16 protein-coding genes are annotated in these 15164 nt (G+C 53.9%); 7 read left to right on the top strand and 9 right to left on the bottom strand.

All coding sequences use genetic code 11. From position 1 onward, the window contains the following. Positions 1–63 precede the first annotated feature (63 nt). On the top strand, positions 64–687 hold the full coding sequence (locus BUA85_RS03270; protein WP_072899259.1) for a helix-turn-helix domain-containing protein: 624 nt from the start codon (positions 64–66) through the stop codon (positions 685–687). Here the strand turns inward: BUA85_RS03270 and BUA85_RS03265 are convergent. From BUA85_RS03265 to BUA85_RS03260, 3 genes are read right to left on the bottom strand one after another with little or no spacing between them, the layout of a single operon-like run. After that, on the bottom strand, positions 671–1330 hold the full coding sequence (locus BUA85_RS03265; protein ID WP_072899256.1) for an aquaporin: 660 nt from the start codon (positions 1328–1330) through the stop codon (positions 671–673). The two genes, BUA85_RS03270 and BUA85_RS03265, sit on opposite strands and share 17 nt — an antisense overlap. Before the next feature lie 3 nt (positions 1331–1333). Further along, complete coding sequence (locus BUA85_RS17000; RefSeq protein WP_278246374.1) at positions 1334–1456, bottom strand: hypothetical protein; 123 nt, start codon at positions 1454–1456, stop codon at positions 1334–1336. Positions 1457–1491: 35 nt separating this feature from the next. After that, positions 1492–3300, bottom strand: a complete 1809-nt coding sequence (locus BUA85_RS03260; protein WP_072899254.1) for an extracellular solute-binding protein — start codon at positions 3298–3300, stop codon at positions 1492–1494. A gap of 325 nt (positions 3301–3625) precedes the next feature. Between BUA85_RS03260 and BUA85_RS03255 the strand changes: the two genes are divergently transcribed. Both BUA85_RS03255 and BUA85_RS03250 read left to right on the top strand, forming a co-directional pair. Next, a complete protein-coding gene (locus BUA85_RS03255; RefSeq protein ID WP_072899252.1) occupies positions 3626–4390 on the top strand; it encodes a 3-hydroxybutyrate dehydrogenase in 765 nt (254 codons plus the stop codon). Next, the gene (locus BUA85_RS03250; RefSeq protein ID WP_072899250.1) at positions 4387–5421 is read left to right on the top strand and encodes a patatin-like phospholipase family protein; all 1035 of its coding nucleotides are present in this window, start codon (positions 4387–4389) and stop codon (positions 5419–5421) included. The genes BUA85_RS03255 and BUA85_RS03250 overlap by 4 nt, the downstream gene beginning before the upstream one ends. Here the strand turns inward: BUA85_RS03250 and BUA85_RS03245 are convergent. The 5 genes from BUA85_RS03245 to BUA85_RS03225 all read right to left on the bottom strand — a co-directional run bounded on the left by BUA85_RS03245 (position 5414) and on the right by BUA85_RS03225 (position 9450). Further along, positions 5414–6016 (bottom strand): LysE/ArgO family amino acid transporter, encoded by a 603-nt coding sequence (locus BUA85_RS03245; protein WP_072899248.1) that lies wholly within the window; start codon positions 6014–6016, stop codon positions 5414–5416. The two genes, BUA85_RS03250 and BUA85_RS03245, sit on opposite strands and share 8 nt — an antisense overlap. Then, positions 6017–6736 carry a DUF502 domain-containing protein gene (locus BUA85_RS03240; protein ID WP_072899245.1) on the bottom strand — a complete coding sequence of 240 codons (720 nt, stop codon included), beginning with the start codon at positions 6734–6736 and terminating at the stop codon, positions 6017–6019. Between the two features lie 90 nt (positions 6737–6826). After that, entirely contained in the window at positions 6827–7732 is a 906-nt protein-coding gene (locus BUA85_RS03235; protein WP_072899243.1) for a pseudouridine-5'-phosphate glycosidase, read from the bottom strand. Continuing rightward, positions 7729–8610 (bottom strand): PfkB family carbohydrate kinase, encoded by an 882-nt coding sequence (locus tag BUA85_RS03230; protein ID WP_072899241.1) that lies wholly within the window; start codon positions 8608–8610, stop codon positions 7729–7731. The genes BUA85_RS03235 and BUA85_RS03230 overlap by 4 nt, the downstream gene beginning before the upstream one ends. Before the next feature lie 39 nt (positions 8611–8649). Continuing rightward, positions 8650–9450 carry a DUF4198 domain-containing protein gene (locus BUA85_RS03225; RefSeq protein ID WP_072899239.1) on the bottom strand — a complete coding sequence of 267 codons (801 nt, stop codon included), beginning with the start codon at positions 9448–9450 and terminating at the stop codon, positions 8650–8652. On the opposite strand from BUA85_RS03225, the gene BUA85_RS03220 reads away from it, so the two are divergent. The 4 genes from BUA85_RS03220 to tsf all read left to right on the top strand — a co-directional run bounded on the left by BUA85_RS03220 (position 9449) and on the right by tsf (position 13389). After that, positions 9449–10807, top strand: coding sequence for a HupE/UreJ family protein (locus BUA85_RS03220; protein WP_242648979.1), 1359 nt, complete (start codon positions 9449–9451; stop codon positions 10805–10807). The two genes, BUA85_RS03225 and BUA85_RS03220, sit on opposite strands and share 2 nt — an antisense overlap. Positions 10808–10898: 91 nt before the next feature. Further along, positions 10899–11465: a GNAT family N-acetyltransferase gene (locus tag BUA85_RS03215; protein ID WP_072899235.1), complete on the top strand. Its 567-nt coding sequence runs from the start codon at positions 10899–10901 to the stop codon at positions 11463–11465. Between the two features lie 170 nt (positions 11466–11635). Next, positions 11636–12436 (top strand): 30S ribosomal protein S2, encoded by an 801-nt coding sequence (gene rpsB / locus BUA85_RS03210; protein ID WP_072899233.1) that lies wholly within the window; start codon positions 11636–11638, stop codon positions 12434–12436. Positions 12437–12516: 80 nt separating this feature from the next. Continuing rightward, on the top strand, positions 12517–13389 hold the full coding sequence (tsf, locus tag BUA85_RS03205) for a translation elongation factor Ts (protein WP_072899231.1): 873 nt from the start codon (positions 12517–12519) through the stop codon (positions 13387–13389). A gap of 51 nt (positions 13390–13440) precedes the next feature. Here tsf and BUA85_RS03200 read toward each other — a convergent pair whose 3' ends face one another. Next, a complete protein-coding gene (locus BUA85_RS03200; protein ID WP_072899230.1) occupies positions 13441–14823 on the bottom strand; it encodes a DUF3179 domain-containing (seleno)protein in 1383 nt (460 codons plus the stop codon). Between the last annotated feature and the right edge of the window lie 341 nt (positions 14824–15164).

Here is a 15164-nt window from a genome sequence, read left to right as displayed (position 1 = left end):
TGTCACGGCTAGCTAGAACAGGTAGAGGTTGCAAGACGTCCATCGTGGTCGCTATATCGCCACATGACCAACGATGATCCAACAGCCATTATCCGAATAGCCCGAGAAAATGGGGAGGCCGAAGTCGCCGCTCCTCTGGATCTGGGTGCACGCGTGCGCGACCTTCGCAAAGCGAAGCAATGGACGCTAGAGCAAGCGGCCAATCAGGCTGGATTAGCGCGATCGACTCTATCGAAGATTGAAAACGGTCAGATGTCGCCGACTTATGAAGCGCTCAAGAAACTCGCTGTCGGGTTGGATATCTCAGTGCCGCAGCTCTTTACCGCGCCAAGCAAGGGGCAGATCAATGGCCGATTGAGCGTGACAAAAAATGACGAAACATCCGTGCAGATGACGACGACTTATGAGCATGAGTTGTTGGCGGAGTCCCTGACACGCAAGAAAATGCTGCCCTATCGTGCGCGCATCAGAGCGCGAGACATGTCAGACTTCGATGGTTGGATCAGGCATGACGGTGAGGAATTTTTGTACGTGCTGACCGGTGTCGTAAAGCTCTACACGGAATTCTATGAAGCGATTGAACTGCGTCGTGGCGACAGCGCCTATTACGACGCAACCATGGGCCACAATGTGGTGTCCGTCAGCCAAGACGATGCGACGATCCTTTGGGTTACGTCTCTGACCTAGGTTCGAAGAGCTTTGGCAGTACGATTAGCGCAACGGTCATGCCGATTGCCTGAGCCACGACAAACATCGCGATGTGACTGGGATTGATCCCTGCGAATGTATCGCTGAACCCACGGGCGATCGTCACGGCAGGGTTTGCGAAGCTGGTTGAGCTGGTGAACCAGTATGCACCAGTAATGTAGAGCGCGACTAACGTTGGAACGGCGTCTGGTCTTGATCGCAGGCCACCGACGATGACGAACAACAGGCCAAATGTCGCCATGACCTCACTGATCCATTGCGGACCGCCCGTTCGCGCTGTCGTGCTGGTTTGAAGAATCTGCAGATCGAACATCGCATGGGTGAGCCAGACGCCAACGATGCCGCCAGCGATTTGGATGGGGATATAAGCTGCTGCCTCGGAGGCTTTCATTTCACCTCGTAAGGTGAAGTAGGCGGTGACGGCTGGATTGAAATGTGCGCCGGATATTGGGCCGAGCGTTGTGATGATCACATATAGTATGCAGCCTGTGGTGATGGCATTGGCGAGAAGCGCTATGGCCACGTTTCCACCTGCTAGCATCTCTCCCATGATGCCGGATCCGACAACGCCGATCAGTAGAAAAGCGGTGCCGAGCCCTTCAGCGAGAAGCTTTTGAAACACGGCTCAAAGCACCAGATCGGCAGCGCCGAGAACCACTTGGCCCGTTGTGACAGCAGCTTGACCAGCGATGCGAGCCGGTGTGCAGGCTGATGTCAGGATGACGGCGCTTAGGATGAGATACTTCATGTCTGCCTCACAGTATTTTTCGCAGATGTAGCCCCTTATTCTTCCCACCACCAGACATCAGGTTGCCAACCGGGCCAATCGCCAAAGATGGGAAGGTCTTCTGGATACTTGAGGCGGGTATCGTGGGCCTGTCGGCTGATATTCCATTGATAAATTGGGATGACATAGCGGCCCGCCGTCAGAGTGCGGTCGAGAGCTTTAACTGCTGCGACGAAATCCTCTTGGCTTGGTGCGTTCAACAGGTGACCGATCATCGCGTCGACGGCTTCTGACTTGACGCCCATCAAGTTACGTCCACCAGGTTCGTCTGCGCGTTCCGAACCGTAGTAGGCGTATTGCTCGTTGCCAGGCGATAACGAAACACCGCGACGGTAGTAGGTCATGTCGAAATCATAGGCGTCGGTGCGTTCCCGATATTGCGCATTGTCCACCGCTGTAATGGTGACTTCGATACCCAGTCGCGCCAAGGCCTGTGAGAAGATGTCGATTATTGCGCTGTTCTCGGAACTGCCTGACTGAAGCAAGATTTCGAAAGTAAAGGGGTTACCCTCAGCGTCCGCCATGACGCCGTTTTGTACGGTGTAGCCGGCGCGTTCCATCTGCTCTAGTGCTGTGGCGATACCAGCGCGGTTACGTTCAGAGCCATCACTAACCGGCAAGTCGTAACCAAACAATGCGCCGAGTGGCAATTGATCGCTGTAAGGCTCGAGCAGCTCCGCGACGCGTCCTTCAGCGGGTCCGTGTTCCATCGAGAGCGGGGAATTAGACCAATAAGATGTGATCCGCGGCTGCGCCGATCCTGTCATCGCTTCATTTATGAATTCAAAGTTGAAGGCATGAAGCATCGCATCGCGGACGTGCCAGTCTTCAAATTGAGGACGACGTGTATTCATCACGTAGCCGGTCATCCCGGACGGGCGTTCATGGGGAAGGACAGATAGGACCACTTCGCCATTCTGAACGCGCGGGAAGTTGTATTGGCTTTCCCATTTCGCGACATTGAATTCTCGGTTGGCGTTGACCTCGCCGACTTTGAACGCTTCGAACGCTGCTGTTTCGTCGCCGTAGAATTCCAGTCGGATTTCGTCGAGGTTTCCTGTCCCTCGTCGGAATGGCGCGTCATTGCCCCAATAATCTGGATTGCGCTTGAAGGAGATAAACCGTCCAGCTTCGAAATCGTCGATGACATATTCAGCCGAGGTGATGGGAATGACCTCAAGCCCGCTTTCTGTGAAATCGAGGCCCTCCCATTGGTCCTTTTTCAGGATGGGGCGCAAACCCGCCAGCAACGCAAGTTCACGATCCTCAGTGCTGAACGTGAAACGGACGGTGCGTTCACCAACCTGTTCCAGGCTTTCAACCTTTTCCCAAAACCCTCGGTAGCGGCCGTGGCCCTGCGTGCCGAGTGTTTCATAGGACCAAATGACATCATCCACAGTAACGGGGGAGCCATCGGAGAACTTCGCCTCTGGTCGGAGAGTAAACTCGACCCATTCACGGTTTGGGCCGGTTTCTATGCTTTCGGCCAAAACACCGTAGAGCGAGAAAGGCTCGTCCAGCGATCGGCCCATCAAAGTCTCTTGCATGAGGAACCGCAGTTGCCAATGCACCGAACCTTTCTGAATGAAGGGGTTGAGACTGTCGAATGTACCAACACTCGACGTAACGATCTTGCCGCCCAAGGGTGCATCGGGGTTTGCATAGGGCAGGTGAGTGAAGTCAGCAGGCAACGCTGGGTCGCCATACATGGCTATGCCGTGCTGATCGGCAAAGGCGGATGTTCCGCAAATGAAAGCTGAAACTGCGGTGAACCGGCGCAATAGGCGGAAAAACTCTGGTTTCATTTTGGAAACAATCCCCGTGCTCGTTGTTTTCTTTGAGCTTGACCGTAATCAGGGTTTCTAAGGTTTTCAAACTTTTAGCTTGGACGAAGGCACCTAATTGCTTATAAGGAAGTCACTGCTCGATAGGTTTCTTGCCTGTATGAAACCTGCCTCAATAACTTTACGCCCGCTTCGTGCGGGCGTTTTTTTTAGGAAACGCAGGTTTTTTGCAAGGAATCCCTCACAACCCTATGCGGAAATTGGTGATTCTTAACGTCGCTTTCCCCGTTGGCTATTTCGCAGTTGCAGCATAATCTCTGCACAAGCAAATCTGAAAGGGCGCATCATGGCAAAGACGGCTGTTATCACGGGATCGAACTCTGGCATTGGATTGGGTGTGGCGTGGGAAATGGCACGCGCTGGCGTCGACGTTGTTCTCAACTCCTTCACGGATGATGAAAAAGACCATGCTTTGGCTACGGAGATCGCAAAGGAAACTGGAGTTAATGCCCGCTACATTCAGGCCGATATGTCCGACGGCGACGCCTGCCGCGCTTTGATCGAGACCGCGGGCGGCTGCGACATCTTGGTAAATAATGCCGGTATTCAGCATGTGTCGCCGATCGAAGATTTTCCAGTAGAAAAATGGGATGCGATCATCGCGATTAATATGTCTTCTGCGTTTCACACAACGGCTACGGCCTTGCCGGTGATGCGAGAACGCGGCTGGGGCCGGATTGTGAATATCGCTTCTGCGCACGGATTGACCGCATCGCCATTTAAGTCGGCCTATATTGCCGCAAAACATGGTGTTGTCGGAATGACAAAAACAGTGGCTTTGGAGACTGCAAGGGAACAGATCACCTGTAATGCCATTTGTCCGGGCTACGTTCTGACACCGCTTGTCGAGGCGCAAATCCCAGATACGGCCAAGAAATACGGAATGACCGAAGAAGAAGTGAAGCAGAAAGTCATTCTGGAACGCCAGCCTTCCAAAGAGTTTGCAACCGTTGAGCAACTTGGTGGGACAGTCAATTTCCTGTGCTCCGACGCGGCGGCTCAAATTACCGGCACCACTATTAGCGTGGATGGCGGCTGGACAGCGCTTTGACCAAACGTATCAACCTCGCTCTTCAAGGCGGCGGTGCGCATGGCGCTTTCACTTGGGGTGTGTTGAACGTTCTGTTGCAGGACGAGGGTATCGAAATTGCAGCGTTGTCAGGAACGTCGGCTGGTGCATTGAATGGTGCTGCGGTGAAGTCAGGCCTTGTTGCGGGCGGACGCGATGGTGCTGTTGAGAACTTACGGTGGCTTTGGTCGCAGATTGGCGCGGTGACAGAGCCGGAGTTTGCGCCTTGGATGTCGGCGCTGTCCTCATCGGCAGCGTATTGGGCGAAGGCGCTTGAATTTTCTCCAGCTTATGCGGCGTTCGATTTCACCACGCGGATGACGTCGCCTTATGTTTATGGGCCGTTGATGCAAAATCCATTAGGTCGGATCGTTGGCGATTTTCATTTTGACGAGGTCTGCGCACCTGACGGACCGCAACTTTGGATCTGTGCGACGAATGTGCGGTCTGGAAAGATCAAATTGTTCTCTGGCAAAGATATCGGACCGAAGGCGATCATGGCTTCAGCCTGTTTGCCGAGCCTGTTTCAAGCGGTGGAGATTGAAGACTCAGAGACCGGAAAACTAGAGGCCTATTGGGACGGCGGATACACCGGCAACCCAGCCTTGTACCCCTTGTTTCACCCCGACTTGCCAGATGATATTTTGGTGGTGAACATCAATCCGCTCTACCGCGAAGAACTGCCTACAAACAGTCAGGCCATCCAAAACCGGATCAACGAGATCAGTTTCAACAGCTCGTTGTTGCGTGAATTGCGGGCGATCAGTTTCGTCAAACGCTTGTTGGCCGATGGCACGATGGGACGGGGTAGTATGAAAGACGTTCTGGTTCATATGATTTCCGACGATGAACTGATGAACGCATTGAACGTTGCGACGAAAACCATTCCGACGCCTGTAATCCTCGATCGGTTACGTTTAGCGGGCGAGGTGGCAGCCAAAGCGTTTCTAAGCGCGCATCGCGACGATCTGAACGAGCGTGGAACCGTTGACTTGGAGGCGATGTTTAGCTGATCAGCTTAAGTGCCAGCGCCCACATAACAACACCGATAATGACGTCGAGGATGCGCCACGAGCGTGCGGACTGAAGAACGGGCGCCAATAGTCGTGCGCCATAGCCGAGGCCAAAAAAGAAGACGAAAGAGGACGTGACCGCTCCGATTCCGAAAGCGGTACGTTCAGGACCTGCTGGGAAATCTGTGGAAATTGCACCGATAAGGCCCAATGTGTCGAGGTAGACGTGTGGGTTGAGCCATGTAAACGCAGCACCAGTCGCCAAAGTCGCCCAAAGACCCGCAGATTGTCCGCTGAGTTGCATGGCATATTCGCCAAGATAGGCTGCCCAAAGCCGCATGGCTCCGTAGACGAACAAGAATGCAGCTCCGCCCCATGCCATATAGAGGGGCAGGTTAGGGAATTGAGCGACAATCGCGCTAAAGCCAAGAACCCCCGCCGCGATCAATATCGCATCGGAGGTCGCACACAAAAGGCAAAGCCAGAACACATGTTGTTTCGCCAGGCCTTGGCGCAGCACAAATGCATTTTGTGCGCCAATGGCAAGGATCAAAGAAAAGGCTGTGATGAAACCGGTCGTAGCGGCGGTGAGCATTTAAGGGTCCGGTTGCGGTGGAACAGTTCCATCGGGGTAGACAAGACCCGCAGAAATAACAAGCTTCGCCGCGTCTTCAACGGACATATCAAGCAGTCGCACATCTTTACGCGGCAGGAACAACAAGAAGCCTGATGTTGGGTTTGGCGTCGTAGGTAGGAAAACGGTCGCAACGTCTTCGTCTTCTGACGCGATGGTTTTGACTTCGCCCTTTGCATCGGTTGAGACAAAGGCAATCGCCCAAATGCCTCTGCGAGGGTATTCGATCATGCAGGCCTTGTCGAAAGAAGTATCGCGCTGCGAAAAGACGGTTTCGGCGATTTGTTTGACACCGTTGTAGACGGAGCGGATGACAGGCATCCGGTCCACAATACCTTCGCCAAAGCGCAGAAAGGATCGCCCGAGCAGGCCCTTACCGATCCAGCCGACTACGACTGTGAAGAATAAAAATACGATGACGCCAAAGCCGCGAACGTTAAAGGAAATCTGTTCTTCGCCCTCAAGACCGAGGGCCCAGTTCACAATTTCCTCGGGATGATAGGCGCTTGGGATAAATGGCCAAACCCAGCTGTCGATCCACCCAACAACAGTCCAAATCAACCAAAGTGTGAGAGCAATTGGCGCAATAATAATGATACCGGCCAGAAAGTTGCTGCGCAGCCGAGAGATCAACCCCGGTCTGCGACGGCGCAGGTCATCAATATTCTGTTCGTCTTCCATGAATGGGCCTTCACCGCGTCAACGACTGACATGTAGGCGTGCTGTGGACAGATCACAAGAAAATGTAGCAACACAGCGTCTGGTCTTCACTTACTTTTGCATTTTGATGGAAATTTCAGCAGCCAATCGGGCGTTGTTTCGCACCAGAGCGATGTTGGCGTCAAGCGAGCGGCCTTTGGTGAGTTCGAAGATACGCCCTAACAGGAAGGGGGTGACGTCCTTTGCGCTGATGCCTTGGACTTCGGCTTCGGTCAGAGCTTGGGAGATGATTGGTGATAGGACCTCTACCGATATTTCGTCGTTGGCTGGAATTGGGTTGCAGATCAGTTGTCCGCCTGACACGCCCATAGCTGCCCGCATAAGCTGTGCTTGAGCAACGTCAGCGGCCGTATCCATGCGGAGCGGTGCCGGTATCTCGGAGGTGCGGGACCAAAAGGCGGGCAGGGTGTCTTGACCAAAGGCAATGACTGGTACGCCGAGCGTTTCGAGCACTTCGAAGGTTTTTGGCAAGTCCAGGATGGCTTTTGCGCCTGCGGCCACGACTGTGACCGGTGTCTGCGCCAGTTCTTGCAAGTCGGCAGAGATGTCAAAGGAGTTTTCAGCGCCTTTGTGCACTCCGCCGATCCCTCCAGTCGCGAATACCTTAATGCCAGCCATATGGGCAGCGATCATTGTCGCTGCCACGGTTGTGGCCCCATTGCCTCCTTGCGCGATGCAGGCCGCCATGTCGGCGCGGCTTAGCTTGGCAACATCATTGGCTTGGCCCAACTGTAGCAGCTGCTCAGGTTCAAGCCCGATATGAAGAGTTCCGTCCAACACTGCGATGGTAGCTGGCGTTGACCCTGCCGCACGGACGTCAGACTCCACCAGTTCGGCGGTTTGGACATTCTGTGGATAGGGCATGCCATGGGTGATAATCGTGCTTTCCAGCGCAACGATGGGCGCGTTGGTTTCACGGGCCGCAGCGACTTCGGCGCTATAGGCGATCGGGATCATGAGGGCGTTTCTCCAGAAACATATGTTGCGGCGGCTTTAAGGGCGCGGGTGAGAGCGTCTTCTCGGTTTGCTCCGCCAACTTCAGACGCGATATGCGCGGCCATGAAGGTGTCTCCTGCGCCGGTCACGCGAGTGACAAGAACAGAAGGTGGCGTTTGTGTGATAACGGATGATCCGTTTGCGTCGGACACAGAACTGCCGCCATCTGTGACAAGCACGCGATGTGCGCCGCGTTCCACAAGGGCGAGAGCGGCCGTTTCGCTTTCCGTGAATTCGGTATTGCAGAGCAATCCCGCCTCTTCGAGATTGACGTAGAATGTTGTCGAGCTGTGGCCGATGAAGGTTGAAAGGCGCATTGCTTTGCCTGGGGACGCGGGTGCGATCCGAATGTCTGCATCCTTGAAGAAAGGATCTTCTGCGATGGATTGCAACAATTCGACCGTCAGATTCCCGTCGAGGGCTATCGGACGATTATCGATCGGTAAAGAGCCGTCGCGAAAAGAACGGAGTATCTTATCGCCAGCAGCTTCGAGTGAATGGGCGTCGGCGATGGCGGCGATCAAACCATTCGCGCCTTCGATCGCCATATAGACATCGGTGGGAAGGTCATCGGAGCGATATACGTGGTCGCACTGAATGCCCATTCTTTGGATTTCACTGATAAGTTCGTTGCCCTCGGCATCCTGACCAATCGCTGACAAGGCGGTCGGTGTCATGCCAAATTGCTTGAGCGTCATTGCAATGTTTAACGCGACACCACCGGGCAGGCGGGTGATCCGCCCCGGCACATCAGAGCCGATGCGCATATGATTGTTGGCGCGGCCGATCACGTCCCAAAGGAACGAACCGATACAAATGATGTCAGGTGTTTTCGTCATAGGCCCACTATGTGCGGCAGACCTTAGAGAAGAGCAAGCCTACTCTGGCACAGCCCACGTCAGGTTCGCCCATAGCGTTTCCCAAACCGCACCAGTATCCGCAGCGAGTTGTTCGGACGGCTCACGCAAAACAACGGCATCTGCCATGTAGCTGTGTCCAGGCTGAACGGGGATCGTCGCTATTCCATTCTCGTCGGTCCGAACAAGCGTGATGTTAACGGCCCCGTCTTTGGCCTTTTCGAATATCTCGATTTGTTCGTCGGCTCTAACATCTGCGCCATAGTAGAGTTGGAGCCGCATCTCAGTCAGGTCAGGACTAGTATAAGGGTTGTCGAGCGCTACGATTTCTGTCGTGAAACCGAGTTTGCGATCGTTCCCTTCGCCACCATCGACGGAAATGAGAGACTTGGAATAACGAGAATAAGCTTCCGAGAAGCCACTGTCCGGCAAACCGCGTTCAGCATGGGACGCTGCCGCATCTCCGAGATCCTTGTGATCGACGAATTTCTGGAATTTTTCCCACTCGTTATATTCGATGAGCGACGTGTTGGATTGGTAAGCGATCACATGGAGACCCGAGCCAAGCGGCTCAAGTTTCATCGCTGGCCGATCCCCGATACGGCCTTGGATGTTTGCGAACTGCCCACCATTAACCGCCACAAACCTACGGAATTGGTTCGGGAAATACGCGATGTTGTTGCCTTCAAAGTTTTCGCCGTTGACAAGGTTAGCAACGGCCATATCTTGCGCCGCAACTTCGTAGGCGATGGGCTCGATCCATAATTCATGCGCTTGCAAGGGGGATGACAGCAGTGCAAAGGCAAGGGCAAGACAACGCATGAAAAACTCCGTTTTTGGTATGACTAAAGTGACCGTGACAAAGGTGTTGTCAAGCTGTGTCGCATTGTTCTTCACATTGGCGTCAATGGCGCAAGCGCATGAGGTGCTGCCGTCGATTGCGGATATGACCCGCACGGATGACGGTCTGGTTTTTGATGTGGAGTTAAACCTCGAAAGCTTCATCGCCGGTATTGATCAGGCCTCGACACTCGACACAAACGACGCGGCCGAAGCGGAGTTCTATGATGAATTGCGGGCGTTGGAGCCTGCCGAGCTTGATGCGGCGTTCCAAGAGTTCTGGCCTGACATGGCATCGAAGATCAATGTGATCGTCGATGGCACGCGCGGCGAACCTGAACTGACAGAGGTCACCGCCGCAGAAGTTGGTAACTTTGAACTGCCAAGGAATAGCCAAATTCAATTTGTTGTTCCGCTGTCGGATGATGCCGACAAAGTTGCAGTAGGTTGGGCGCCTGAGTTCGGAGCGCTCGTTTTGCGTCAGATGGGCGTAGATGCGCCTTACGATGGGTTCCTCGAGGCCGGATCATCTTCGCCGGAGGTGTCTTTGGCAGGTGGCGATCAGGCCAGCGGATGGCAGACATTCGTCAACTATATACCAGTAGGCTTCGATCATATTGTTCCAAAGGGCTTGGATCATATCCTCTTTGTGCTGGGCCTGTTCTTCTTGTCCACGCGTATGGGGCCACTCTTGTGGCAGATTTCAGCGTTCACATTGGCGCATACCATTACTTTGGCTCTAGCCGCGCTCGGGTACGTTAACCTCTCCGGTACGCTTTTTGGAGGCAGTATCGAAACCATCGTGGTCGTCGAGGCGCTAATCGCGCTCTCGATCGTTTATGTTGCCATCGAGAACCTGTTCACCGAAGGTCTGTCTCCTTGGAGACCATTCATTATCTTCGGATTTGGCCTCTTGCATGGGTTGGGTTTCGCGAGCGTTCTGGCAGAGTTTGGTTTGCCGCAAAACAGCTTCATTCCGGCACTTATCGGCTTCAACATCGGGGTTGAGATTGGTCAGATCGCTGTTGTGGCTGTCGCTTATCTCATCGTCATGAAAGCGGTCTCTTTGGACAAAACTGGCACTGCGAGCAAGATGACTGCTGCGGGGTATTTGGCTGTGATGGTCGTTCTGATGGCGTTGATTATCCCAGTTTCGGGATGGGCAAACGGCTCTGATGTGATCATCCTGATTGTTACTGCCGCGATCTTGCTGGGCCTGTCGGCGGCATCCAGCGTTGTGGGCCGTTACGATAGCTATCGCGAAATGGTCGCTATGCCGGGATCGATCTTGATTGGTGTGGTTGCAGTTTACTGGTGCGTTGAGCGTCTTTTCTTATAGAGCGAGAGATTGCTAGGTCAGGATTACCTGACCTTGTGTCAACCTAACGGTAAAACATACTTGCGGTGGGTAGCCAAACGGAGCCCTACGCATGACAATACGATTGCGCCCAGCCACTTTAGATGACGCCACAGATATTGCCGCCTTGACCAGTATAGCCGGTGAGGGGTTACCCGAAGCCGTTTGGAAGGGCATGGTTCACCGAGGAGAAACACCACTAGACGCTGGCGCTCGATATGCTGCGCGTATTGAAGGTAAATTCTCTTGGAAGAATGCCACCGTCGCTGAGATAAATGGCGAAACCGCGGGTATGATGATCTCATATGTTACTGCATCCCAACCCGAACCTCTGACCGAAGATATGCACCCTATCATTCGGCCACTGACGCTTCTGGAAAATCAAGCGCTCGAAACCCGATACATCTATGTTCTCGCAACTTATGAGCAGTTTCGCGGCAATGGCATTGCCCACTGCATGTTGGAAGATGCGGAGGCCCATCCGGGCAAAAGAGGTGTGTCCGTCATCACAACAAATCGCAATGCTCAACGCCTCGCGTTCTATGAAGAGATGGGCTATCGCGACATTGCGCAGGCGCCTGTGATCAAGACCAATTGGAACACGCCAAATGAATCCTGGCATTTGTTGCTGAAACCCTAGGTTTTCTTCGATTTTCGCTCTTGCCAGAGCACAAAACCCATTCTATACGCCGCCTACTTAATCCCGCAGGCGGGGGCGGGTGTGATGGGGAGACATCCCAAAGCATCCACCGGTTGACCAAAAAGGTTGATCCCCCGCTGAGGCTTGAAACCGGAAAAGGATACGGACACATGGCTCTTCCTGAGTTCACCATGCGTCAGCTGCTCGAAGCTGGCGTTCACTTTGGCCACCAGACAGCGCGCTGGAACCCAAAGATGCAAAACTACATCTACGGCAGCCGCAACGGCATTCACATCATGGACCTGACCCAGACAGTTCCAATGTTGGATCAAGCGCTTCAGGTCATCCGTGACACTGTTGCTAAGGGCGGTCGCATTCTATTCGTTGGCACAAAGCGTCAGGCTGCCAAGCCAATCGCTGAAGCCGCTGAGAAATCCGCACAATACTATATGAACCACCGTTGGTTGGGCGGCACGCTGACAAACTGGCAGACTGTATCCCAGTCGATCAGCCGTTTGCGCGCAATTGAAGAAGCTGCGGCGACCGGCTTTGCTGGTCTGACCAAGAAAGAGCGTCTTGGCATGGAGCGCGAGCAGGGCAAACTGCAAGCGTCTTTGGGCGGCATCGCTGAGATGGGCGGCACGCCAGATCTGCTTTTCGTCATCGACGTAAACAAAGAAGACCTCGCTATCGCAGAAGCAAAGAAGCTCGGCATTCCTGTGGTTGCTGTTGTGGATACAAATTGCACACCAGAAGGTGTCGACTACGTGATCCCAGGCAACGACGACGCAGCCCGCGCAATCGCGCTGTACTGTGATCTGGCCGCACGCGCAGCGCTTGACGGTATGTCCGCACAGCTTGGTGCCGCTGGCGTCGATATGGGTGCGATGGAAGACGTTGCTGAAGAGCTGCCTGCTGAGGAAGCGCCGACTGAAGAAGCTGCTGCCGAAGAAGCACCAGCCGCTGAATAAGCGCGCGACTTCGTAAAACTGTTACAGGGCAGGGGTACGCCCCCGCCCGAGCATTTCAAATTCCGTTTAGGAGAAAAGACATGGCAATCACCGCTGCATTGGTGAAAGAGCTGCGCGAATCCACAGGCGCAGGCATGATGGACGCGAAAAAAGCGCTGACAGAGACAGATGGCGACATGGAAGCCGCTGTTGACTGGCTGCGCACCAAAGGTTTGGCAAAAGCTGCAAAGAAATCCGGCCGTACGGCTGCGGAAGGCTTGGTCGCGGTTGCCGTTGAAGGCGGCAAAGGCATCGCTGTTGAAGTGAACTCTGAAACTGACTTTGTTGGTAAAAATGCTGACTTCCAGAAAATGGTTGCTGGCATCGCTCAGGTTGCGTTGGGCGTGAACGACGTGGACGCGCTGAAAGCGGCTGACATGGACGGTAAAACCGTTGAGCAGACTGTTACCGACGCTGTTGCTGTTATTGGCGAGAACATGTCCGTGCGCCGTATGGCAGCCCTCGAAGGCGACGCGGTTGTGAACTACGTGCACAACGCTGCGGCCACAGGCATGGGCAAGATCGGTGTTCTGGTTGCGACCAAAGGCGAAAACGAAGCCTTTGCACGTCAAGTTGCGATGCACATCGCAGCTACGAACCCAGCCTCTTTGAGCGAAGATGACCTCGACCCAGCTGTGGTTGAGAAGGAAAAGCAGGTTCAGATGGACATTGCGCGCGAGTCCGGCAAACCAGAGCAGGTCATCGAAAAAATGATTGTTGGCCGCATGAAAAAGTACATGTCTGAAGTCACACTTGTGAACCAAGCCTTCGTTGTGAACCCAGACCTAACGGTTGGTGCTGCGGCATCCGAAGCTGGTGTGGAAATCACGGGTTTTGTTCGCCTCGAAGTGGGTGAAGGTATTGAAAAGAAAGAAGAGAACTTCGCAGAAGAAGTTGCGAAGATGAACAGCTAAGGCTGACTGAAAATCTTACGGAAGGCCCGTCAATTTGGCGGGCCTTTTAGTTTAGCCTTGCCAGAGTTCGGTTTCGGGATGGAATTGGGACCATGCGAACCAGAATGCTTGATGGCTGCCGAGGTCGTCGCCGTTTGCGTCCACAGCTTTGATTCCTCCTGCATCTAAGACCAAGCGGACGTTTTCGAAGCCGACAGCTTGGCCATCCGTTAGAGCGACTAATGCATTGGCCCGCGGGAAGGCGATTGGGGTGCCAGAGGCGGTCACAATGCCGATGATATCCTCATGCACGGGTAAACGCGGATCAACATCGCCCACGGGGAAGATCGGGCCTTCGGCGTCGCGATTGTTCCGGAAGTCGAAATCACGTCCTAAAGCGAGATGTTCTGCGAGGACGGTCGTGTCCGGATGTACCGCTTTCCATTCGCCCCATGTAGTTGTGATCACGGGTGCTTGCTCTAACACAACACCAAGTTCGGCGAGGGGGCCAGTCACAGCTTTCCCAAGAAAGGTGTCAAAAACCGATCCGCTGGTGATGTCATACATGACCTTGTTTGAACGGATCAGAAGCCCGGAAGTCCGCAAGATCGGCCGCTCGATGTCATAATCGAGTTCGTCGGTGTAGTAGGCTTGAGCCGCGCCACACAAAGTACAATAGGGAATGCCAAGGTCGCGCCCTCCGAGCGTATCATTGATCATCTCCCGAACTTCCATGATGCGACGCGGGTAGGCGCGGGCTTCACCATTGATTTCTATGCCAAATATGACGGTATCGTCTGACAGCCAATCTGCCTCCTCAGCGGAAGTCACTTCGGGATTGTCGGCTGCGGGAATGCAATTGCACGCCTCGTCCGTGGTGTCATATGGCCGGTCATCGATCAGAACGCCGCCCCAAGACACGTGGCGCCAATCGATGTCGCCCTCTACAAAGATACCTTCCCATCCTGGTACAATCCGAGTGAAAACGCGGCGCTTGTAGTCAAGGTAATCAGGTGGAGCAGGGATATCCCACGCCATCAAATGATCCGTCACATTCCCCCAAGCATCACTGGTTCCCATCTCTTTACCCAAAAGTTCGGATGCTGCGGCGGCGAGTTCTGCGTTTAGATTTCGACCAGAAGAGAAACGGAGGAAATCACTGATAATCCACGCTAAACGTGGGTCTGCTGAGGCTCCGATTGCTCGGAGTGCATTGCTTTGAGGTTGGCCCCAGCCTGCGCCTTCGAGGCTATCGACAAGGGCAACTTGGATGTGGGACAATAATTCTTCATCGAATGCACCTTCGGGGACCGTAGGGGGCGTTCCGAACTGCTCGATTACATAGCTTGGAAGTTCGTTTGCGGTTTGGGCGAATGCCGCGGTAGAGTTTGAACTCAAAATCATAAAAACCGCCGCAGCAATTGCGGCGATGCGCTTAGAGGCCGTGAGAAACATGACTAGATTCCGGTCGTTATTGCCGTTTCATTTTGTCCTCTAACTGGCAATTTACCTAATCACGTCTTCTTCAGACGGAGTTTATCGACTTGTTGACCTAAAAGAAAAAGGCACCGCGTCGGGAGAACACGATGCCGATGATGTCGTGCGCATCCATTTGGGATGGGGACAAACGCACAAAACAGACACCAGGGACATGGGGTTTCGCCCTCGGCGACTGGTAATGCGGATCGGCTAGCCTAGAAATCGCTAGGGGTCCGACCCGCTGTTCCAAGGCCTTAGGCCACCACTCACGGAACACTTAAAAAGTTGCATTTTACCTAGCGTCAGGAAAGTAAGGT

The sequence above is a fragment of the Cognatiyoonia sediminum genome (assembly GCF_900129845.1).
GTDB lineage: Bacteria > Pseudomonadota > Alphaproteobacteria > Rhodobacterales > Rhodobacteraceae > Cognatiyoonia > Cognatiyoonia sediminum.
The sequence above is the reverse complement of the archived record's forward strand: the minus strand, read 5'-3'. Positions and strand labels throughout refer to the sequence as shown.